The organism is Ancylobacter tetraedralis (assembly GCF_014195655.1).
Classification (GTDB): domain Bacteria; phylum Pseudomonadota; class Alphaproteobacteria; order Rhizobiales; family Xanthobacteraceae; genus Ancylobacter; species Ancylobacter tetraedralis.
The window spans coordinates 209,842-230,681 of record NZ_JACICD010000006.1; the positions used below are offsets into that span (position 1 = coordinate 209,842).

Consider the following 20,840-nt stretch of genomic DNA (forward strand, 5'->3'; position numbering starts at 1 on the left):
GATGAACCCCGATCTCCCCATGATCACGATCCGCAACCTCAAGCTCGACGCCCGCACCGAGCACGGGCCGGCGCACATCCTGCGCGGCATTGATCTCGAATTCGGGCGCGGACGCATTGTCGGCGTGGTGGGCGAGTCCGGGTCGGGAAAGTCGACCCTCGTGTCCTGCCTGTTGCGGCTGCTGCCGAGCAACATCGAGCGGCTGGAGGGCGAGATCTTGTTCGACGGGATCGACCTCCTCAAGCTCTCCCCATCGGATATGAACGACTGGCGAGGACGCAAGATCGCCATGGTGTTCCAGGACCCGATGACGGCCCTCAACCCGCTCTTCACGATCAACACGCATCTCAGGGACGTACTGAAACGGCGATTTCCGCAGATCTCCGCGCGCGAGGCCCGCGAGCGCAGCCTTGCCATGTTGACCAAGGTCGGCATTTCCGACGCTTCCGTCCGGCTTGACGCCTATCCTCACCAACTCTCCGGCGGCATGCGCCAGCGTATCGTGATCGCGATGGCACTTCTGGTCGAGCCGGACCTGTTGCTCGCGGACGAGCCCACCACGGCTCTGGACGCCACGGTCGAGGCACAGATCGTCGATCTGTTCGATCAGCTCCGGCAGGATTTTTCAGGCTCGATCGTCTTCATCTCGCATCATCTCGGCCTCGTTGCCGAGCTCTGCGACGACCTTTGCGTCATGTATGGCGGAACGATCGTGGAGACCGGCCCTGTCGCCGAGGTGCTGGCCCGGCCGCGCCATCCCTATACCCGCGCCCTGCTCGACTGCGAGATAGAAGACGACCATGGGGGGCGGCTCGCCACCATACCGGGCGAGGTGCCGAGCGCGACCTGGGCCATGGATGCCTGCATCTTCGCCAGCCGCTGCGCCCATGTCGCCGACATCTGCCGCAGGGGGCCGACCGTACTGGAGACGGTCGCCATTGGCCACAAGGCCGCCTGCAAGCGCTCGCGGGAGGTTTTGCCGTGAACGCCGGGCGCACCCCCATCCTGGCCATCGATTCGGTGAGCGTCGCCTTCGGCGACAAGGTGCGCGCGCTTGACGATGTCTCCCTGAACATCGCGCGCGGGGAGATTGTCGGTCTCGTCGGCGAATCCGGCTCCGGCAAAAGCACGCTGTGCCGCACGTTGATGGGGCTTGGCGAGGCCACATCCGGCACGGTCCGCATCGATGGCGAGCCATTGGCGGACCGCTTGGATCGGGACCGGCTCGGGTTCCGCCGCGAAGTGCAGATGCTGCTTCAGGACGCCGTGGCCTCTCTCTCGCCACGCATGCGCGTGCGCCGGCTCGTGGAGGAGCCCCTCCATGTGCATCGCCTGCCGCTCGCGGCGGGGCGCGCGCGTATTCTGACCCTGCTCAAGCGCCTTGGCCTGCCGGAAAGCTCGCTGGAAAAGTTCCCGCACCAGCTTTCCGGCGGGCAGGCCCGCCGCGTCGCCATCCTGCGTGCCCTGGTGCTGCAGCCGGAGGTCATCGTCGCCGACGAACCTACGGCCGGGCTCGACGTTTCGGTGCAGGGCGAGTTGCTGAACCTGATGATGGACCTGCACGCCGAGTTCAGGCTCACCTACCTGATCGTCAGTCATAACCTGAACGTCATTCGCCGCATCACGACACGCAGCGTGGTCATGTATCTCGGCCAGATCGTGGAAGAAGCGCCAACCGCCGCGCTGTTCCGCGCTCCCGCCCATCCCTATACGGCGGCACTACTCTCCACCAACCCGGTGGTCGATCCGGGCAAGCGGCGCGTGCGCATCGTGCTGCGGGGAGAGATTCCCAGCCCGATCCACGTCCCGAGCGGCTGTCGTTTCCATACGCGCTGCCCCCACGCGCAAGCGCGCTGCAGGCAGGAAATGCCGGATCTGCGCGCGCTGGGCGATGGCCGCAAGGTGCGCTGCCACTTTCCCCTGGCCGAAACCGCGGGTTTGGCCTGATGCCCCTGCTCACCCTGGATGAGATCGAGACATTCGCGCGCGACGCGCTGACGGACTGCGGCGCAAGCGCGCCCGTCGCGGCCTCGGTGTCACGCTCGGTACGTCGCGCCGAGGCCGACGGCATCGGCCGTGTCGGACTTGGCTACCTCGGCACCTATCTCGCCCACCTGAAGAGCGGAAAGGTCGACGGGCGGGCGGAGCCAGGCGTGAACCGAGCCCGCGCCGGCACCGTGCTCGCCGATGCACGCCATGGCTTCGCGCATCCGGCCTTCGACCTCGCCCGCCCGGTGCTGGTCGAGGCCGCGCAGGAGGCCGGCACGGCAACGCTGGCGATCCGACGATCCTACTCCATCGGCGTTGTCGGCCATCCGGTCGAGGATCTCGCGGAAGCGGGGCTCATCGCCCTGGCCTTTACCAACTCACCGCCGAACATGGCGCCATGGGGTGGCCGAAAGCCGCTTTTCGGAACCAATCCGCTTGCCTTCGCCGCACCGCGCAAGGCGGGCCCACCGATCGTCATCGACCTCGCGACGAGCCAGGTGACAAAGGTGTCGCTGGTGGCCGCGGCGAAAGCCGGCACGACTATCCCGGAGGGTTGGGCCCTGGATACCGAGGGGCAACCGACGACCGACCCCGCCGCCGCACTCTCGGGGTCCATGGCGCCGTTCGGCGGGGCGAAGGGCGCCGCCGTGGCGCTGATCGTCGAAATACTCGCGGCCGGCCTGACAGGGGCGAACTTCTCGAAGGATGCCTCGGCCTATGCGCGGTCGGATGGACCTCCGCCCGGCGTCGGCCAGTGCATTGTCGCCTTCGATCCATCGGCCTTTGCAGACGGTTTTGCGGAGCGGATCGAGGACCTGATCTGCGCCATCCATGCCCAGGAAGGCGCCCGGCTACCGGGCGCACGCCGGCTGGCGGCCCGCGAGGCCTCGCAGGCACGGGGCGTCGAGGTTGATGCCGCCCTGCTCACCCAGATCGAGAAAATCAGATTCGCATGAAGATCGCCGCCATCCGCGCCACGCCGGTCAATATTCCGCTTGAGGCCCCCTATCTCTGGTCCTACGGCTCCCTGGCGGGGTTTTCGAAGACCATCGTCGAGGTCGAAACCACCGACGGGTTGGTGGGACTTGGTGAGGGCCCCTCACCTGCCAATGCCGCCACGATCCTGAACATGTTCGCGCCGCGCCTGATCGGGCAGGATCCGATCGATATCGAGGCCTGCGAGCGCCTGTGCCTGCCATCCTGGCGCGGCGTCTATACCGACGTCGATTTCGCCAGCATCCGCGCCTTCGGTGCGGTCGAGATGGCACTTTGGGACCTGCGGGGGAAGGCCTGGGGTCGCCCGCTCCACGATCTCTTCGGCGGACGGGTGCGCGATACCGTCGCCTTCACCGACTATTTTTCCTTTCGCGAGCAGAAGGACGGCGTCGGCGGCGAAAGCGACCCGCAGGCCGTTCTCGACTACTGCCTGCGCCAGCGGGAGAATTTCGGCACCACCATGTTCGAGGGCAAGCTCTCGACCGCGGACCCGGGCCCGTCCATCCGCACGCTGGAACGCTTGCGCGAGGGGCTGGGCGATGAGGCGATACTGCGCATCGATTCGAACAAGGCCTACTCTCTCAGCGCCGCCATACGCATCGCCAGGGCGATCGATCCCCTCGACATTCGCGCCTGGGAGGACCCGGTCTCCAGCTTCGAGGACATGGCGAAGCTTCGGCAGCACACCGCGATACGGTTTTCGGTGCACACGCCGGAATTGCGCCGCGCGGTGGCCCTGGGCGTGCCCGACGCGTTCTGCACGGACGTCAACGTCCATGGCGGCATTGGCCGCGCGCTGAAGTTCATTGCGGCATGCGAGCTGATGGGGCTCGATTTCTGGTGCTATTCCGGCGATTCCGGCATTGCGAGCACGGTCTACCTGCATCTGGCAGCCGCGCATGAGCACATTCGCGAGCCCTCGCAGTCGCTCTTTCACATGCAGCCTTTCGACGTCATCGAGGAAGGCCCGCTTCGCCCGCGCGACAATGTCGTGCCCGTGCCGACCGGTCCCGGAATCGGCGTGACCCTGTCGCAGGACAAGCTCGCCTTCTGCCACCGGCATTTCGTCGAGCATGGCCCGTTCAACAAGTTCCACGATCCGGACCGGCCGGGCGTGTTCCGGAGATTGCCGCTGTCCTAGCGGCACGACGACCTCGCGCGGCTCGGGAAACCGTGGAGCATCGAGTGCCCGTTCTCCTGCACGGCGCAGATCGCGGCGACACGCCACGCCATGCCACGCCGCGCCGCGCCCGATGCCGCGCGTCACGCAGACCGGCGCCATGAAGCCAGTTCCAGAGGGAATGCAATGCAACCGATCTATATGGATTACCTCAACCGCCTCGATATCGAGGCTCTCGCCATGACCGATGCCGAGATCCTGGAGGCGACCGAAACCAGCCTGGCGACGCAGGGGCGTGGCGAGGCCGTGATCGAACCTCGCGTTCATCTGGAGCCCGGCGTGGCGAACGGGCATTTCAACGTGCTGCGCGGCGCGCTGAAGGAGCCGATCGACTCAGCCGGTGTGAAGGTGGTCGGCGACTTCGTGGACAATTACAAGCTGGGCCTCCCCTCGGAACTGGCGAGCCTCCTGCTGTTCGACCCACGCACCGGCGTGCCCAAGGCGTTCCTTGACGCCAGCGCGATCACCGACATGCGCACCGGCGCGGTCACGGCCATCGGCGCGAAATACCTTGCCCGCAAGGATTCGAAGATCCTCGGCCATGTCGGCGCGCGCGGCACGGCCTACTGGAACGTCCGCCTGCTGAACCATCTCTTCGATTTCGACGAAATCCGCGTCCATTCCCGCCGGCCCGAAAGCCGCCAGGACTTTGCCGACCGGCTCACTCGCGATCTCGGCAAGCCGGTCGTGGTGACAGATGACTGGCAGTCCTGCGTCGAGGGCGCGGACATCGTCGTCGAAGCCTCCCGCCTCGACGCGCCGACGCCGGTCCTGAAGACGAGCTGGATCAAGAAGGGCGCCTTCGTGGTGCCCTATGGCACGATGAGCGCGATCGAACTCTCGCTCACCGATATCATGGACAAGCTCGTGGTCGACGACTGGGGCCAGTGCAAGGGTGGCAAGTTCGGCAGCCTGCGCGCCCATGTCGAGAGCGGCAAGCTCTCGGCGGACACGCTGCATGCCGAGCTCGGCCAGATTGTCGCCGGACTGAAGCCCGGCCGGCAGAGCGAGGCGGAAACCAATCTGTTCTGGCATCGCGGCCTGTCGCTCTCCGACATCGCGCTCGGCCATGCCATGCTGACCAAGGCGCGCAGGCTGGGGATCGGCCAGCGCCTGCGCTACGCCTGAGGAGACACTCGGCCATGAGCCTCATCGCCAATGCCCGGATGTATGCCGCCACCGCCGATGCCGCGGCAGCATGGGACGCTTTCTTCGCCTGGCTGTCGCGGGCGAGTGGCGTCGAGCTTCAGGTGATCTCCCATGGCTTTCCCAGGCCCATGGCCGAGCTTTGGCAGCGCGACGATCTCGGCTGCGTCTTCATGTGTGGCCGGCCATGGCGGCGTGCGGAACCAAAGCCGGTGCCGCTCGCCGCACCGGTTCCCGCGCCGCTGGCCTATAAGGGACGGCCGCGCTACTGGACCCGCCTTGCCGTCCGGCGCGACGGGCCGATCCAGAGCCTCGCGGACAGTTTCGGCGGACGGTTCGGCTATACGATCGAGGAAAGCCAGTCCGGCTTCAACGCACCACGCTTCCATCTGCTTGCGTGGCGCACGCCCGAGCGGCCGCGCCTTTATCGCGAGAGCGTCGGCCCGCTCCATACTCCGCGCGCCGTGGTGAAGGCGCTCCTCGCCGACGAAATCGATATCGGTCCGCTCGATTCCTACGCGCTCGACCTGATGCTGCAGGATCCCGCCGACCCGGCCCATGGGCTGCGTGTCGTCGCGGACACCGAGCCGGCGCCCCTGCCTTTCCTCGTCGCGTCGCCCAGGATCGACGCCGACACCGCCCACGCGCTGCGGGCAGCCCTCCTGGCCAGCGCCGATGACGATGCAGCCCGCCCTCTTCTCGACCGCCTTCTTCTTGAACGGTTCGTCCCGGTCGAGGCCTCGGCCTATGATCTCCTCGAAGATTGGGACGCGCAGGCTCTTCGCGCGGGATATGTCGAGCCCGGATGATAGAGCCCACGGGATTTCGGAGGACGACCTTCGGATGGGGGCGTATCACGTGAGCACGGTTCACGGATAGGCGTCGGACATTTCCGGCGTGGCCGGAGCTTCGATCCTCGCATCCAGCGGAGCGCCAGGGGCCATTGACGGGTCAGACACAGCGCCGGTGCCACGGCGCAATCCTGCCGAGCGACCGCAGCGCACCTGCATCCTAGAAATAGTCTGTACATTATAAATTTGCAGCATACGCCTGACTGATTCCTGACCAACTGCACAATTTTCGCTCGATTACTGGATATTTCCAGCCATTTAAGCATTTTCCCGTACGGAACACATTGCAGGTTACAGTGCATGCGCTATAGATTTGCGGTGTTCAGCCGACCTGCCTAGCCGGTTTTGGCGAATGGGATAAGGAACACCGGCTTGCCCGCCAATCACCAAAGACAAATTCATTTGGTGACTTCCCTCAAGACCGGTCCAACAGCCCGGCAGGATGGTGGATGGCGTCGTCCGCATGTGGCTCTCGACAATACCCACACAGGAGGTCACCCCGCTAAAATAGCGCGCACACTCGAACTGGCGACGTGCGGCGGTTACCTCGTCGCCGATCTGCTTGGGCTTGCGGCTGTCTATTGGGGTGACCATGAAGCCGGGCTCCGCGAGGGTGGAGAGGCCCGTTATCTCGATCCCGCGGTCGTGCTTCGCACGGATGGGCGCTATGATCGCGCCGACAGGGTGATCAAGGCCTTGCCGCATCATGGGCCGAAGCCATTTTCACGATACGATGGACCAATGTCGACCTTCAGGCCTTCCATGGCGACACCAAGGGGCGATGGCGCGTGCCGGGACACGCCGGGACGCGCCCCGGCGGAGCGCGGCAGTCTCGCCGCGTCGCCCCCGTCTCGCCACGGCGACCTTTGTCACCGGCGAGACCGACGAGATCGCCGCCCCTCTCCAGAAACTCTGCGAATCCAGAGTCTGCGACGGTTTCATTCTCGCACCCGCCCCTTTCTCCGGCAGGTTCGAGCCCTTCTGTCGCGGGGTGGTTCGCACGTTGCGGCGGCGCGGGCGGTTTCGGAAAGACAATTTCGGCACGACACTCCGACATCACCCCTCCTCCCGGGCGGGGCGGATGCGGCGCGGCGGCAAGGCGGAACAGCAACAAAAACATCTCCAGAGTAGAAGACAGCACCATGAAGCAAATGACAGCACTGCGTGCCCGGCTGACCGGGCTGGCCCTCTTCGGACTTGCGGCGATCGGCCTGACCGGCCACGCAAGCGCTCAGAGCGTGGTGGAAGCGGCGCGAACCGCCCTGCCCGAGGCAACGCGGCAATCCGGCGTGCTCAAGGTGGCCACCTCGTTGCAGTGGGCGCCCTTCGATTATGCATCGGAAAGCGGCGAACCGACAGGCATCGACATCAGCCTCATGAAGCTGCTTGCCGCGAAACTGGGGCTCAAGCCGGAATTTGAGGATCTCAAGTTCCCGGCCATCATCCCGGGCGTGCAGGCGGGACGCTACGATGTCGGCGTCAACCAGTTCGGCGTCACCGACGAGCGCAAGAAGATCGTCAACCTGCTGCCCTATTTCAACTCCGGCTACGGCCTTCTGGTGCGCAAGGGTGCCACGGGCATCGACGTGAACGATCTGTGCGGGAAGACCCTGGCCCTGACCCAGGGCAGCGCGCAGATCGCCATTGCCGAGAAGCTGTCCGCCGCCTGCGTCGCGGCGAACAAGCCCAAGATCGAGATGACCTTCTACCCCGACAGCGCCGACACCTATCTCGCCGTCGCCAATGGCCGTGGGGATGGCTTCCTGACGGCCCGCGCCGTCGGCGTCTATATCGCCAAGGGCAATCCGAAGCTGGACGTTGCGCCGGGTGCGCTCGCGAACCTGGATTCGATCTCCGGCATCGTCGTCGGCAAGTCCAATGAAGGGCTTTACAAGGCCCTGCTGCTGGCCATGGAAAGCGCCGTCGCCGATGGCTCCTATAAGGCTGTCCTCGATACGTTCGGCGTCGCCGACGGCGCGCTGACCCTCGAGCAGATCAAGAAATAGCCCTGTCTCTTGACGCTCTTCACGATGAGCCTGGAAGCGCGTTGGAGCCCTGTCCGATCCGGTGGGCCTGATCGGACAGGAAATGGCTCCCGATTCACCAAGCTGGAGCGGTCTCGAATCGCGAAAGTCGATCAGCTTTCGCGCAAGACGCTCCAACGCTCTCCCACCCAATCGGCTTCGGGACTCGTGGTTCGATCAAGGTGATCGAACCACCCAATGGCTTCGCCGGTGCGTCGCCGCGCGCGCCGACACCAGCACGACTTCGGGAGCAGTCATGAACGCACATCCCGCAATGGACACGACGGGAACGTCGAGGGACATGTCGAAGGCGCCGGAGATCATCCATCCGCCCCGCCTCGGACGCTGGATAGGCGTCATCCTGGTCGGCACGGTGATGGCCTGGATCGTCTATCAGGCCCTGACCAACCCGGGTTTTCAATGGGATGTCGTTGGCCGCTACCTCCTGGATGTCGGCGTTCTGAAAGGCGTCGCGATGACGCTGCAGCTCACCGCGATCGTCATGATCGTCGGGCTGCTCATCGGCATCGTCGTGGCCGTGATGCGCATGTCGGGCGATCCTCTGCTCATCTTCTGCGCCCACGCCTTCGTCTGGTTCTTCCGGGGGACACCCGTGCTGGTCCAGCTGGTATTTTGGTACAATCTGGCGGCCCTCTTCCCCGCCATTGAAATCGGCATTCCGTTCGGCGGGCCGAAATTCTTCGAGATCCCGGCCACCGTCGCCATTTCATCCTTCACCGCGGCCCTGCTCGGCCTCGGCCTGAACGAGGGAGCCTATATGGCGGAGATCATCCGCGCGGGCCTGATGTCGGTCGACAACGGACAGAGCGAAGCCTCCAAGGCACTCGGCCACAAGCCCTGGCATACCTTCTGGGTCGTCGTGCTGCCGCAGGCGATGAAGGCGATCGTGCCGCCGACGGGCAACCAGGTGATCGGGATGCTCAAATATACCTCGATCGCCAGCGTGGTTGCGCTTTACGAACTGATGCATTCGGTCGAGCTGATCTATTCACGGAACTTCGAGATCGTGCCGCTGCTGATCGTTGCCGCCCTCTGGTATCTATTTCTGGTGAGCATCCTGTCGGTCATCCAGTATTTCATCGAGAAACATTACTCGAAGGGCTGGCAAGGGCAGGATGATCGGGGCGCATGAGGCATGAACAGCATCCCCTCAACGCAGATCGGGCCTCGATCATGACCGCAGCGAAGACCGACGAGCCGCTCGTCCGATGCGAAAACATCTGGAAGACGCGCGGACAGAACCTGGTCCTGAAGGGCGTCAATCTGCAGGCCCGCAAGGGCGAGGTCGTCTGCCTTCTCGGGCCATCCGGGGCCGGCAAGAGCACGCTGCTCCGCTGTATCAACGCCATCGAGCTGGCGGATCGCGGGCTCGTCCATGTCGATGGAGTACCGATCGGCTGCGCCCTGCGCAACGGCAGCCATGTCCGTCTGAGCGAAAGCCAGCTGAGCCGTCAGCGCGCCGACATCGGCATGGTCTTCCAGAACTTCAACCTGTTCCCGCATATGTCGGTGCTCAGCAACATCATCGACGCACCGATGCGCATCCGGAGAGAAACGCGCGCGGTGGCGACCAATCGCGCGTACGAACTCCTGCGCAAGGTCGGCCTGCTGGACAAGGCCGGCGCCTATCCGCGTCATCTGTCCGGCGGCCAGCAGCAGCGCATCGCCATCGCCCGCGCGCTGGCCATGCAGCCCAAGCTCATGCTGTTCGACGAGCCGACCTCGGCGCTCGATCCCCACCTGACGGACGAAGTTCTCGACGTCATCAAGGAGCTCGCCGCAACCGGCATGACGATGATCATCGTCACCCATGAAATCCAGTTCGCCCGCGACGTCGCCGATACCGCCGCGGTGATGAGCGACGGGGCGATCATTGAAATAGGTCCGGCCCGGGACGTGCTCTCGCGGCCCACCGACCCGCGCACCCGGACCTTCCTGGCGCGCTCCCTCCCGGACCACCAGCAGCAGGCGGTATAGCAGCATGGGCGATCTTCGCCGCAGTTGGCTCATGGTCATCGACCATCAGCCGGCCTTCACCCACCCCGCGAGCGCCTGGTTCACGCCCGCGGCGGCGCAATCGACGCCGAAAGTGGCCTCGCTGGTACCGCTCTTTGGCGACCGCGTGGTCTTCACGCGCTTCGTGCCGCCGGCGACGCCAGCCGGCAGCTGGATTCCCTATTACGACAAGTGGTCCTTCGCCCATGCCGAAGGCTCGGACTGGCTCTGGGACGTCGACGATCCCTGGCGCGATCGACGCAGCATCTCCAGCGATACCTTCTCGAAATGGACGCCGGAAGCGAGGGCGATCTTCGCTCCGCAGGACGAGATCGTCATGTGCGGCATCTCGACGGATTGCTGCGTGCTGGCCACCGCCTTCGCCGCCGTGGATGCGGGGGTCCACGTCCGGATCGTCGCCGATGCCTGCGCGGCCAAAAGCCACGACGTTCACGAGAACGCGCTGGCGATCATGGCCTCGCGCGCCCCGCAACTGTCGATCGTGACCGCCGCCGAGGAGGCGGAACGCAGACATAAGGCGCTGCTGAGCAGTGGAGAGAAATAATGGACAGGACCATGCATCTCGGGATGATTCTGCTCGGCGCCGGTAGCCATGTCGCGGGATGGCGAATGCCGGACGCGCAGTTCGGATCGCAGAACCTGCCTCTCCTCCAGCGCGTGGTGCAGAAGGCGGAAGCGGGCAAGCTCGACTTCGTGTTCTTCGCCGACGCGGTGAATACCGGCCTCGACGCCCATCCCGGCATGATGCTCCGCTTCGAGCCGCTGACGCTGCTGGCGGCGCTGGCGATGAGCACCTCGCGCATCGGGCTGGTGGCGACCGTCTCGACGACCTATTCGGAGCCCTACAACATTGCCCGCGCCTTTGCCTCGATCGACCATCTGAGCCAGGGGCGCGCGGGCTGGAACGTCGTCACCGGATCGAGCCCGGACGCGGCGGCGAATTTCAGCCGGGACAAGCACCCCCCGCATGAGGAGCGCTACGCGATCGCCGAGGAATATGTCGCGATCGCGAAGGGACTGTGGGACAGCTGGCAGGAAGGCGCGCTCGTCGGCGACAAGGAAAAGGGCGTCTTCGTCGACCCGGCGAAGATGCATGTCCTCGATCACGTGGGTCCCCATTTCAGCGTGAAGGGTCCCCTCAACATCACGCGCCCGCCGCAGGGCTATCCGGTCATCTTCCAGGCCGGCGCCTCCGATCGCGGCCTCGATTTCGCGGGCGCCACCGCCGAGGTCGTCTTTGCCGCGCAGCAGATCCAGGAAGAGGCCCTGGCCTTCGCCAACAAGCTGCGCGACAAGGCCGAGGCCGCCGGCCGGGCCCGCGACGCCGTGAAGGTTGTCTGCGGCGTCTCGCCGGTCATCGGCCGCACCGAGGAGGAGGCGAAGGAGATCGTCGCCGAGCTTGCTTCGATGATGGACACCCAGGCGGCGATGCGGGTGCTCTCCGACCGCCTGGGCCACGACATGAACGCGTTCCCGCTCGACGAGCCGGTGCCGGATCTTCCCCCCTCCGGGATGATGCAGGGCCACGCCATCCAGCTGACTTCCATTGCCCGGCGCAAGAAGATGACGCTCCGCCAGTTGCGCGACTATGCTGCGGTGAGCTCGGGGCATCGACTGCTGGTCGGCACCGCCGAGCAGGTGGCCGACGATCTGGAAGACTGGTTCCGCAGTGGCGCTGCGGACGGTTTCGCCATCATGTCCACCCATCTGCCCGGCCCGGCGGAGCGCTTTGTCGACGAGGTTGTCCCGCGTCTCGTCGAGCGCGGCCTGTTCCGCTCGGACTATACCGGCAGCACGCTGCGAGAACATCTCGGCCTCCCCCGGCCGGCGCACCCGGCGGCTGCAACCGGCAGGACGATGCATATCTCGGGCTAGGGGGCGCCGGGGCCGCTCCAACGACATCCGTCAAAGGACCGCCGCCCCGCGTCCCGCGGCGACCAGACCCGGAAGACAATATCGCGCGACCGGCTCGGCTCCCTTGCGAGGAAGCCGAGCCGGTCGCGCCGGCCATCGCCCGGCGGATCAGACGAGCGCACCCTTGTGCGAAATGACATGCGTCGCCAGCGCGTGGGCGCCTGCCAGACTTTCTTCCGGCGAGCCTCCCCGGATCCGGCCGAAAAGCCAGCCGGCGTTGAAGGCGTCCCCGGCACCGGTTGTGTCCACCGGCTCGATCGGCCTCATCGCATGGTGGCTGCATCGGCCTCCCATGGCGACCGCCACATCGCGCCCGCCATTCTTGACGACGACCTCGCGGCTGCCATCCGCGTCGTAGCGCCGGGCGCAGTCCTCGGGGCTGGCATCGCCGAAATGCTGCGCCTCGTCCTCGAAGCTGGGCAGGACGATGTCCGCCACCTTCGCCGCGCGCAGGAGGGTGGCGCGCATGATCTCGGCGCTCTCCCAGAGGCGGGGGCGAATATTGGGATCGAAGGCTATCGTGACGCCGGCTTCACGCGCGACAGCCAGAGCCGCCAGAAGCCGTTCGCGCGCCTCGGGCGCCAGAATGGCGAGCGTGATACCGCTGAGATAGGCCATGTCGGCCCAGCCGAAGGCCGCCGCCAGCGTCGCCTCGTCATCGGCCAGCAGCTTCGCCGCCGAGTGGTCGCGCCAATAGGTGAAGCTGCGCTCGCCATCGCGCAGCGAGATGGCGTAGAGACCCGGCCCCCGCGACGCCTCGTGGCGAATGAAGCGGGTGTCGATCCCCGCATCCGCGATGAAACCCTCGATCCGCGCCGAGAAAGAATCGCTGCCGAGCGCGGTGAAATAGGCGACCTCGGCCGCCTCGCCGGCCAGGCGCTTGAGGTGCCAGGCGGTGTTGAGCGTGTCGCCCGCCACGTTCATCGCCCAGAGTGGCGCCTGCTGCTCGGAAAGCTCCAGCATCGCCTCGCCGATGGAAAGAAAGCGCACCGCCTTACTCTCCGCCAAGCGCGGCTTCGCGGGCCAGGACCGCCATCATGCCCTCGCGCAGGATCGCATCGAGAAGCTCCTCCAGCATCGCGCCGAAAGCCCCGGCACGCAGGGCGTCCGGCAGAATGTCGGGGCACGCGGCGGCAATGGCCGGCAGCAGCGTCGCCGCGTCCGTCCCGCCAGAGACCGCCGCGAAAAGCGCATCGGCACGCGGATCATCGACACGGATCGGAGCACCGCGTGCATCGCGGCGCGCGAGATAGGCAGCCCAGCTCGCCAGCGCGAAGGCGAAAGGACGAACCGGGGTTCCGGCTTCCAACGCCTCCAGTGCGGGGGCGGTGATGCGCTGGGGCAGCTTCTGGGTGCCATCCATCGCGATCTGCGCGGTGGCGTGGGCAATCGAGGGATTGGCGAAGCGCTCGGCAAGCGCCGTGGCATAAGCATCGAGATCGATCGCCAGGCCACGCACGGTGGCAGCGGCGGCTTTGAGGTGGCGACGCACGAGAGAGGCATGGGCGGGGTCGGCCATCACATCCCGCACATAGGCCTTGCCGGAGAGTTGCCCGCTATAGGCGAGCATGGAATGCGCGCCATTGAGCATGCGCAGCTTCATGTGCTCATAGGGGCCAACATCCCGCACGAAGAGCGCGCCCGCAAGCTCCCACGCGGGCCGGCCGGCGCTGAAATCGTCCTCGATCACCCATTGACGGAAAGGCTCGGTCTCGACGGCGGCAAGATCTTCATGGCCGGTCAGCGTGGCGGCGGTGGCAAGAGTTTCCGCTGTCGAGGCCGGGGTGATGCGATCGACCATGGTCGAGGGGAAGCGCACCTGTTGCCGGATCCAGCCGGCAACGTCCTCGCCATGCGCCTCTGTCGCGAATTCCAGCACCGCACGTTGCAGCTTCTGGCCGTTATGCGAGAGATTGTCGCAACTCAGTACCGTGAAGGGCTGGACCCCCATCGCGCGCCGATGCGCCAGCGCCGCCACGATGAGCCCGATGACGCCCGTCGGCGCCTCGGGGCGGGCGAGATCGGCGCGGATCGCCGCATGTGCGCGGTCGAGATGGCCCTCGCTGGTGATGCCGTAGCCCTTCTCCGTCACCGTTATGCTGACGATCCGGCAGGTTGGGCGGGCCATGGCCGTCAGCGCGCAGCGCGCCATGTGCGTGCCGGCAATGACATGTTTCAGCGCCCCGATGACGCGGGCATGCGTCTGCTGCCCGCGAATGATCAGCGTGTAGCGACCATCCTGCGGGTTCAGCGCCTCGGCGACGGCGGTGCCGCGCAGCGACACGCCGATCGCCCGCCAGTCGCCGCCCTGGGTGGCCAGAACCTCATCGGTATAGGCCAGCAGATGCGCCCGGGCGAAATTGCCAAGCCCGAGATGCACGATGCCCGCCCGGTACTCCTCCGGCCGGTAGCGGGGCCATTCGGCCGTTCCGGCGGGAAAAGCGGTGGCTGAAAGACGGTTCATTGCGCGGCCCTGGCGAGCGGATGCGAGAGCGCGGTCATGATCCCGCGCAATTCGGCAAGGCCCTTGAGCCGGCCGATCGAGGGATAACCCGGCTGGCCACCCCGGTTGAGATCGTCGAGGATGTTCTGGCCGTGGTCGGGGCGGAACGGAAGGTTCCAGTCGGCGCGCCCGGCAGCCTTGCGACGGTTCTCCTCCGCGAGAATGGCGGCAATCATCGCCACCATGTCGGTATTGCCTTCCAGATGTGCCGCCTCATGGAACGAGCCGCCGAGATGACGCTCTTCCAGGGCGACATTGCGCAGGTGAAGGAAATGGACCCGACCACCGAGGCGATCCATCATGCCCGGCAGATCATTGTCGGCGCGCGCGCCCAGCGAGCCGGTGCACAGGGTGATGCCGTTGGCGGGAATGTCCACGGCCTCGATCACCGCACGGTAGTCGGCCTCGGTCGACATGATGCGCGGCAGGCCGAGCAGCGGGAACGGTGGGTCGTCGGGATGGCAGCACAGCCGCATGCCGATCTCCTCGGCCAGTGGGCTCACCTCGGCGAGGAAGTCGACCAGATGCTGGCGCAGCGTGGCCGGCGAAATGCGGTCATAGCGCGCGAGATGGCGCTTCACGTCGTCCATCGACATCGCCTCGGCCGAACCGGGCAGGCCAAACACGACATTGCCGGCAAGCTCGGCCTTGCGGGCGTCCGACATGCCGGCGAAACGCTCGTGCGCCGTCTCGACGATATCCGGCGAATAGCCCTCCGCCGCCCCGGCCCGCTCCAGGATGAACAGGTCGAAGGCCGCGAAGTCGACGGCGTCGAAGCGCATGCAGGTCGCGCCACTCGGCAGGCGGTAGGCGAGGTCGGTACGCGTCCAGTCGAGGATCGGCATGAAATTGTAGCAGATCACCTCGATGCCGGCCGCGCGCAGGTGGCGCATCGAGGTCTTCCAGTTGGCGATATGGTCGCGCCATTCGCCGCTTTGCCGCTTGATGTCCTCGGAAACCGGAAGGCTCTCGACCACATCCCACGTGAGGGTGGAAGGGGCGCCATCCGTCATGGTGCCGATCTCGGCCTGACGCCGGCCAATCTCTTCCGGCGTCCACACCGCCCCGGTCGGCACATGATGAAGGGCCGACACCACGCCTTCCACATCCGCCTGCCGCATGTCGTCGATGGAGCAGAGGTCCTTGGGGCCGAACCAGCGCCAGGTTTGTCTCATGAGGTCGTCTTTCGTTTTTCGGATCGAACGTGCCGTCAGCTGGCAGCGAAGGCAAGTTGCACTTTGACCGAGGCCGAGCGGTCGGAGGCCGCGTGGAAGGCCGCCAGCGCCTCGCCGATCGGATAGGTCGAGGTGATGATCGGGCGCGGATCGATGGCACCGGATCCGATCAGTTCGGCGGCCTCGGCGAACTCGCTGTCGAAGCGCTGCGAGCCGACGAACAGGATTTCCTTGCCCACCATCACGTTGAGCGGCAGGGGAGTCGGGCCGGCGACGCCGACCTGTACCAGCGTGCCGAGCGGACGCAGCACGCTGACCGCATCGCGGATCGCCGCCGCCGCCGCCGAGCACTCGAATACCAGGTCGACCTTGCCCTTGCCCTCCTGCCAGCGGGCAAGGCCTTCCGGCTCGCGGGCGGTGTTGACGATGTGGTCCGCGCCCATCTGGCGGGCAATGACGAGCGTCGCGTCCTGAATATCGGTGACAAGGATCTCGGCCGCACCACGCTGGCGGGCGACCGCGACGCACAGCGCGCCGATCGGCCCGGCACCGGTCACCAGCACGGTCTTGCCCTTCAGGCTTCCAGAGACCGCCTCGCCGCGATTGGCGGCGTGCAGGCACACGGCGAGCGGCTCGCTGCACGCGGCGGCGCCCGCGCAGACCCCCTCCGGCATCGGGAGGCACTGGGCAGCGCCGATGACGAGGTGATCGCGGAACATGCCCTGTTCGTGCGGCAGGTACATGGCCGAGCCCTTGAAGCGCATGTTCATGCAATGGCGCGGCAGGCCCTTGCGGCAGAACTCGCACTCCCCGCAGGGATGCGAGGGGTTGACCGCCACGAGCTGGCCGACCTTGAGCCCCTCCACGCCGAACCCCAGCGCTTCGATGCGGCCGGCCACCTCATGGCCGAGAATGATCGGCTCGCGCACGCGGATCGTGCCGATACCGCCCTCGTGCCAGTAATGCAGGTCCGAGCCGCAGATGCCGCCGGCCAGCACGGACACGCGCACCTCGCCGGCCTGAAGTTCGGCGAGCGGCAGGGTTTCGATCCGCAGGTCGTCCTGCGCATGGAGGCGGACCACGCGGTTGAGAATTTCATCGCTCATGACAGACCTCACGGCATCAGCAGGTTGGGCAGCCAGGTCGCGAGCGGGGCGAAATAGCTGACCATCAGCAGGACGATGATGTTGGTGAGGATGTAGGGCACGATTGCCTTGATGACCGGAGAGAGCGGCAGCCGCGCGATATTGGCCGCCACGAACAGGCATACGCCGACGGGCGGCGTGGTCAGGCCGATCATCAGGTTCAGCACGGCGAAGCAGGCGAAGTGCAGCGGATCGATGCCGACCGCGGTCGCCAGCGTGAGCAGCGGCACGAACAGGATGATCAGCGCCGCGATCGTCTCCATGAACATGCCGACGAACAGCAGCAGGATGTTGATCAGCAGGATGACGACGAACTTGTTGTCGGTGATCGACAGCACGGTATCGGCGAGCATCTGCGGAATGCGCTCGGCCACCAGGATCCAGCCGAACACATTGGCCGTGCCGACCAGCACGAGGATCCCCGCCGAACTGATGGCGCTGTCGATGATGATCTTCGGAATCCGGCTGACGGGCAGTTCGCGATAGACGAAGAGGCCCACCACGACCGCATAGAGACAGGCGACGATGGCCGTTTCGGTCGGCGTGGTGATGCCGAGCAGCAGGCCGCCGACGATCAGAACCGTCATCGCGATGGCCCAGATCGCACCCGCGAAGGAGGTGAACAGTTCGCGCAGGCCCTTGAACGGCTCGCGCGGGAAGGCGTGCTTCTTCGCGAGGAAATAGGTGGTGACCATCATGGCGAGCCCCATCAGCACGCCGGGCACCGCGCCTGCCAGGAACAGCTTGCCGACCGAAAGACCGGACAGCGAACCGACGATGATCATCGGCACGCTCGGCGGGATCATCGGGCCGACGGTCGAGGAGGCCGCCGTGACCGCCGCCGAGAAGGCAGCGGAATACCCCGCCTTCTTCATGCCGGGAATCATCATGCCGCCGACCGAGGCGACGTCCGCCACCGCGGTACCCGAAATGCCGCCGAACAACATCGAGGCGGCGATATTCGCCTGCGCAAGGCCGCCGCGCATCCAGCCGACCAGCGCGTTGGCGAAGCGGATGATGCGTTCGGTTATGCCGCCGGAGTTCATGAGATTGCCGGCCAGGATGAAGCCGGGGATGCAGAGCAGCACGAAGCTGTCCATGCCGGCATACATCTTCTGCGGAATCACCACGAGGGGGATGTCCGCGAAGACGAGATAGGCCATCGAGGAGATGCCGAGTGTGACCGCGACCGGCAGGCCAATGGCAAGCCCGACCACGAAGGTGCAAAGCAGCAGTGTGAGGCCCATCATTCGTCCCCTGACATCGGAATTGGGCGACCGTCATGACGACGGGACAGCATCTCGTAGACGCGCATCAGCGCCCACAGCGCGAGGGTGACGAACAGGACCAGCATGGCGGCGTGGATGAAATCCATGCGCCAACCGAGCGAAGGAGCGGTCTGGCGCATGCCGATCGAGGTGTAGTCCCAGGCCGGGGGGATGAGAACCAGGGCGAAGCCGGCGGTGAGCAGCGCGCAGAGGAGCCGCATTATCCAGGGCTGACGACCCGGCATGCTCTCGCAGAGAAGGTCGACATTGACCAGGTCACCGCTGCGAAGCGCCAGACCGGCACCGAGGGCGCCGATATAGATCAGGCAGAAGCGGGTCAGTTCCTCGGTCCACACAGGGGCGGAGGCAAGGAAGGTTCGGGCAAACACCTGCAGCAGCACCGAGCCCGACAGCACGAGGAATGCCGCCAGGATCAGGAGGCGGCACAGCCCCTCCAGTCCTTTGAACAGACGTGTCATGAATGCCTCCGCGCGCGGACCGGCCGGCTCACCGGTGGAGCCGGCCGGCACGGACGTGTCAGTTGCTGTTGAAGATCTGCTCGGCGAGCGGGCGAATGGAGGCGGGTACGGCCTTGATCACGGCATCGCGAGCCTTGGCGGCAAACGCTTCCTTGTCGACATCGACAAACTTCACGCCGCGACCTTCCAGATCCTTCACCAGCGCCGCCTCGTCGGCGAGAAACAGCGCGCGCTCATAGACCTGCGTACGCTTGGCGGCTTCCGTTACGGCCGCCTTGTCCTGGTCCGACAGCTTGTTCCAGGTCCTCTCGGAGATGACGAGGTAGATCCAGGAGCGGACATGCTCGGTCTTGTTGATGACCTTCTGCACCTCGTAGAAGCCGCCCGACTTGAACAGGGCGAGCGGGTTCTCCTGGCCGTTGATGGTCCCGTTCTGCAGCGATGTGAACACTTCGGAGAAGGCCATCGGCGTGGGGTTGGCGCCCATGGCCTGCCACGCCGCGACGAAGATCGGCACATTCGGGACGCGCAGCTTGAAGCCCTTCAGCTCGTCCGGCGTCTTGATTTCCTTGTTGGCGGAAAGGTTGCGCGGGCCGCGCGCGAAATAGGTGAGCGGGCGCACACTCGCCTTCTCGATGATCTCGGCCTCGATCTGCTTGCCGATCTCGCCGGAGGCGACCTTGTCCATGTGCTCCAGCGAGCGATAACCATAGGGTAGCGCCAGCAGCGACGCCTTGGGCGCCCAGTTCTGCAGGCTCTCGCCCGTGATCGTCATGTCGGCGGTGCCGAGTTGCATGCCGTTGATGAGGTCCATCTCCTTGCCGAGCGACTCGTTGGGATAGACCTGAACCTTCACACGGCCATCGGAGAGGGCCTGAACTTCTTCGCCGAACTTCAGCGCGGCCTTGTGCCAAATATTGTCCTCATTGGCGAGGTGGCCGAGCTTGAGGGTGACATCCGCCATGGCGGCGCTGCCGAGCAGCGTGAGGGCGGCACACGTGGCCGCAAGTCGCGCGATTGTCTTGAACATCATGGTTTCCTCCTCGTTTCTTGATTTCCGGCCAGGAGCCGGAGGGTCAGCGGAAATACTCGGGGTGCTCCTGCTCAATGATCGGCAGGTCCTGAAGGATGCCCCGCAGGTGAAAGCGGATGGCCTGCTCGGCGCCAACGGCATCGCCCGCCGCAATCGCATCGACCAGTTGCGTGTGTTGATCGACCAGGCGGGCGACCGAGAAGTGCATGCTGGACAGGAAGCGCACACGGTCCATCTGCGCCTTCATCTCGACGATCACCCGCCAGGCGTTCTCCTTGCCGGCACCGGCGGCAAGCGTGTGATGAAAGGCCTCGTCAGCCTCCATGAAGTCCCGGGCCGAGCCGCCGATAATCTGGCGCTGACGGACCAGTTGATCGCGCAGATCCGCGATCAGCGCCGGCTCGGGTGCCTGTGCCAGCAACTTGACGATGTCGGCTTCGACAGCCTCGCGCACGAAGCGGGCATCCATGACGGCGGGCCGGGAGATTTTCGCGACGAAGGTGCCGCGCTGGGGGCGAATTTCGAGGAGCCCCTCATTGGCGAGCTTGATGAACGCTTCGCGAACCGGCTGGCGACTGACGCCGTAATGCTGCGCGATTTCCGTCTCGGAGATCCGCGCGCCGGGGCTGAGGTCATTATCGATGATGGCGCCGCGCAGGGTCGCATAGAGCTGATCGACGACGCTCACGCGTACCGTCTTGAGCGATGCGGCATCCAATCCGGCGAGTTGCATCTGCGTATTCCCTACCCATGCGCACCATCTTGCATACTACCATACAAGTCAAGAGAGCCTGCTGCCGCGGATGCCCGAGCGACGGGAGGCGGCTCGTCCATACGTCGTCGACGCGCAGGCTGAACCATGCCCCTTGGCTCGAGGGTAATCGGCCCCTGCCCTGAAGCGCGCGCAGCTGGCCGCTCTCGGATGACCGCAACCGAAGGGCTTCCTTCGTGGGGATTATGGCGGTCCCGCCCCATTGCTGACGTCCGCCAGGTCCGCTCGCTCATGGTGGCGTGCGCTGCAGGCCGGCGGACCGATGCCCCGACGAGCCGCCGGAGTAGGAATCGGGCACGCTGCATGCGCCTTGGCGCACCGAAGACGC

General features: G+C 65.8%; 19 protein-coding genes. 11 read left to right on the forward strand and 8 right to left on the reverse strand.

All coding sequences use genetic code 11. From position 1 onward, the window contains the following. The first annotated feature begins 1 nt into the window (after position 1). From FHS55_RS16355 to FHS55_RS16405, 11 genes are all read left to right on the forward strand, one after another. On the forward strand, positions 2-985 hold the full coding sequence (locus tag FHS55_RS16355) for an ABC transporter ATP-binding protein (RefSeq protein WP_183190846.1): 984 nt from the start codon (positions 2-4) through the stop codon (positions 983-985). After that, a complete protein-coding gene (locus FHS55_RS16360) occupies positions 982-1,947 on the forward strand; it encodes an oligopeptide/dipeptide ABC transporter ATP-binding protein (RefSeq protein WP_343056201.1) in 966 nt (321 codons plus the stop codon). The genes FHS55_RS16355 and FHS55_RS16360 overlap by 4 nt, the downstream gene beginning before the upstream one ends. After that, a complete protein-coding gene (locus tag FHS55_RS16365; protein ID WP_183190847.1) occupies positions 1,947-2,945 on the forward strand; it encodes an Ldh family oxidoreductase in 999 nt (332 codons plus the stop codon). Before FHS55_RS16360 ends, FHS55_RS16365 begins: the two co-directional genes overlap by 1 nt. After that, positions 2,942-4,126, forward strand: coding sequence for a mandelate racemase/muconate lactonizing enzyme family protein (locus FHS55_RS16370; protein WP_183190848.1), 1,185 nt, complete (start codon positions 2,942-2,944; stop codon positions 4,124-4,126). The genes FHS55_RS16365 and FHS55_RS16370 overlap by 4 nt, the downstream gene beginning before the upstream one ends. A 165-nt stretch (positions 4,127-4,291) precedes the next feature. Then, a complete protein-coding gene (locus tag FHS55_RS16375; RefSeq protein WP_183190849.1) occupies positions 4,292-5,293 on the forward strand; it encodes an ornithine cyclodeaminase family protein in 1,002 nt (333 codons plus the stop codon). A 14-nt stretch (positions 5,294-5,307) separates the two neighbouring features. Next, a complete protein-coding gene (locus FHS55_RS16380; RefSeq protein ID WP_183190850.1) occupies positions 5,308-6,120 on the forward strand; it encodes a phosphate/phosphite/phosphonate ABC transporter substrate-binding protein in 813 nt (270 codons plus the stop codon). A 1,184-nt stretch (positions 6,121-7,304) separates the two neighbouring features. Then, positions 7,305-8,168 carry an ABC transporter substrate-binding protein gene (locus tag FHS55_RS16385; protein WP_183190851.1) on the forward strand — a complete coding sequence of 288 codons (864 nt, stop codon included), beginning with the start codon at positions 7,305-7,307 and terminating at the stop codon, positions 8,166-8,168. Positions 8,169-8,250: 82 nt separating this feature from the next. Continuing rightward, positions 8,251-9,339, forward strand: coding sequence for an amino acid ABC transporter permease (locus tag FHS55_RS16390; RefSeq protein ID WP_246340201.1), 1,089 nt, complete (start codon positions 8,251-8,253; stop codon positions 9,337-9,339). Between the two features lie 41 nt (positions 9,340-9,380). After that, positions 9,381-10,184 carry an amino acid ABC transporter ATP-binding protein gene (locus tag FHS55_RS16395; RefSeq protein ID WP_183190852.1) on the forward strand — a complete coding sequence of 268 codons (804 nt, stop codon included), beginning with the start codon at positions 9,381-9,383 and terminating at the stop codon, positions 10,182-10,184. 4 nt (positions 10,185-10,188) lie between these two features. After that, positions 10,189-10,767 (forward strand): cysteine hydrolase family protein, encoded by a 579-nt coding sequence (locus FHS55_RS16400; RefSeq protein ID WP_183190853.1) that lies wholly within the window; start codon positions 10,189-10,191, stop codon positions 10,765-10,767. Continuing rightward, a complete protein-coding gene (locus FHS55_RS16405; protein WP_183190854.1) occupies positions 10,767-12,098 on the forward strand; it encodes an LLM class flavin-dependent oxidoreductase in 1,332 nt (443 codons plus the stop codon). The genes FHS55_RS16400 and FHS55_RS16405 overlap by 1 nt, the downstream gene beginning before the upstream one ends. A 147-nt stretch (positions 12,099-12,245) precedes the next feature. Here the strand turns inward: FHS55_RS16405 and FHS55_RS16410 are convergent, their stop codons facing one another. The 8 genes from FHS55_RS16410 to FHS55_RS16445 are packed head-to-tail and all read right to left on the reverse strand — an operon-like array spanning position 12,246 to position 20,473. Beyond that, a complete protein-coding gene (locus FHS55_RS16410) occupies positions 12,246-13,127 on the reverse strand; it encodes a sugar kinase (protein ID WP_343056203.1) in 882 nt (293 codons plus the stop codon). A 4-nt stretch (positions 13,128-13,131) separates the two neighbouring features. Beyond that, positions 13,132-14,601 (reverse strand): mannitol dehydrogenase family protein, encoded by a 1,470-nt coding sequence (locus FHS55_RS16415; RefSeq protein WP_183190855.1) that lies wholly within the window; start codon positions 14,599-14,601, stop codon positions 13,132-13,134. Continuing rightward, a complete protein-coding gene (gene uxuA, locus FHS55_RS16420; RefSeq protein WP_183190856.1) occupies positions 14,598-15,815 on the reverse strand; it encodes a mannonate dehydratase in 1,218 nt (405 codons plus the stop codon). Before uxuA ends, FHS55_RS16415 begins: the two co-directional genes overlap by 4 nt. Before the next feature lie 35 nt (positions 15,816-15,850). Continuing rightward, on the reverse strand, positions 15,851-16,909 hold the full coding sequence (locus tag FHS55_RS16425) for an L-idonate 5-dehydrogenase (protein ID WP_425485829.1): 1,059 nt from the start codon (positions 16,907-16,909) through the stop codon (positions 15,851-15,853). A 20-nt stretch (positions 16,910-16,929) separates the two neighbouring features. After that, positions 16,930-18,210 carry a TRAP transporter large permease gene (locus tag FHS55_RS16430; protein ID WP_246340202.1) on the reverse strand — a complete coding sequence of 427 codons (1,281 nt, stop codon included), beginning with the start codon at positions 18,208-18,210 and terminating at the stop codon, positions 16,930-16,932. Continuing rightward, on the reverse strand, positions 18,207-18,707 hold the full coding sequence (locus tag FHS55_RS16435) for a TRAP transporter small permease (protein WP_183190858.1): 501 nt from the start codon (positions 18,705-18,707) through the stop codon (positions 18,207-18,209). Before FHS55_RS16435 ends, FHS55_RS16430 begins: the two co-directional genes overlap by 4 nt. Before the next feature lie 58 nt (positions 18,708-18,765). Next, positions 18,766-19,740 (reverse strand): TRAP transporter substrate-binding protein, encoded by a 975-nt coding sequence (locus FHS55_RS16440; protein WP_183190859.1) that lies wholly within the window; start codon positions 19,738-19,740, stop codon positions 18,766-18,768. Between the two features lie 43 nt (positions 19,741-19,783). Beyond that, positions 19,784-20,473 (reverse strand): GntR family transcriptional regulator, encoded by a 690-nt coding sequence (locus FHS55_RS16445; RefSeq protein ID WP_183190860.1) that lies wholly within the window; start codon positions 20,471-20,473, stop codon positions 19,784-19,786. Between the last annotated feature and the right edge of the window lie 367 nt (positions 20,474-20,840).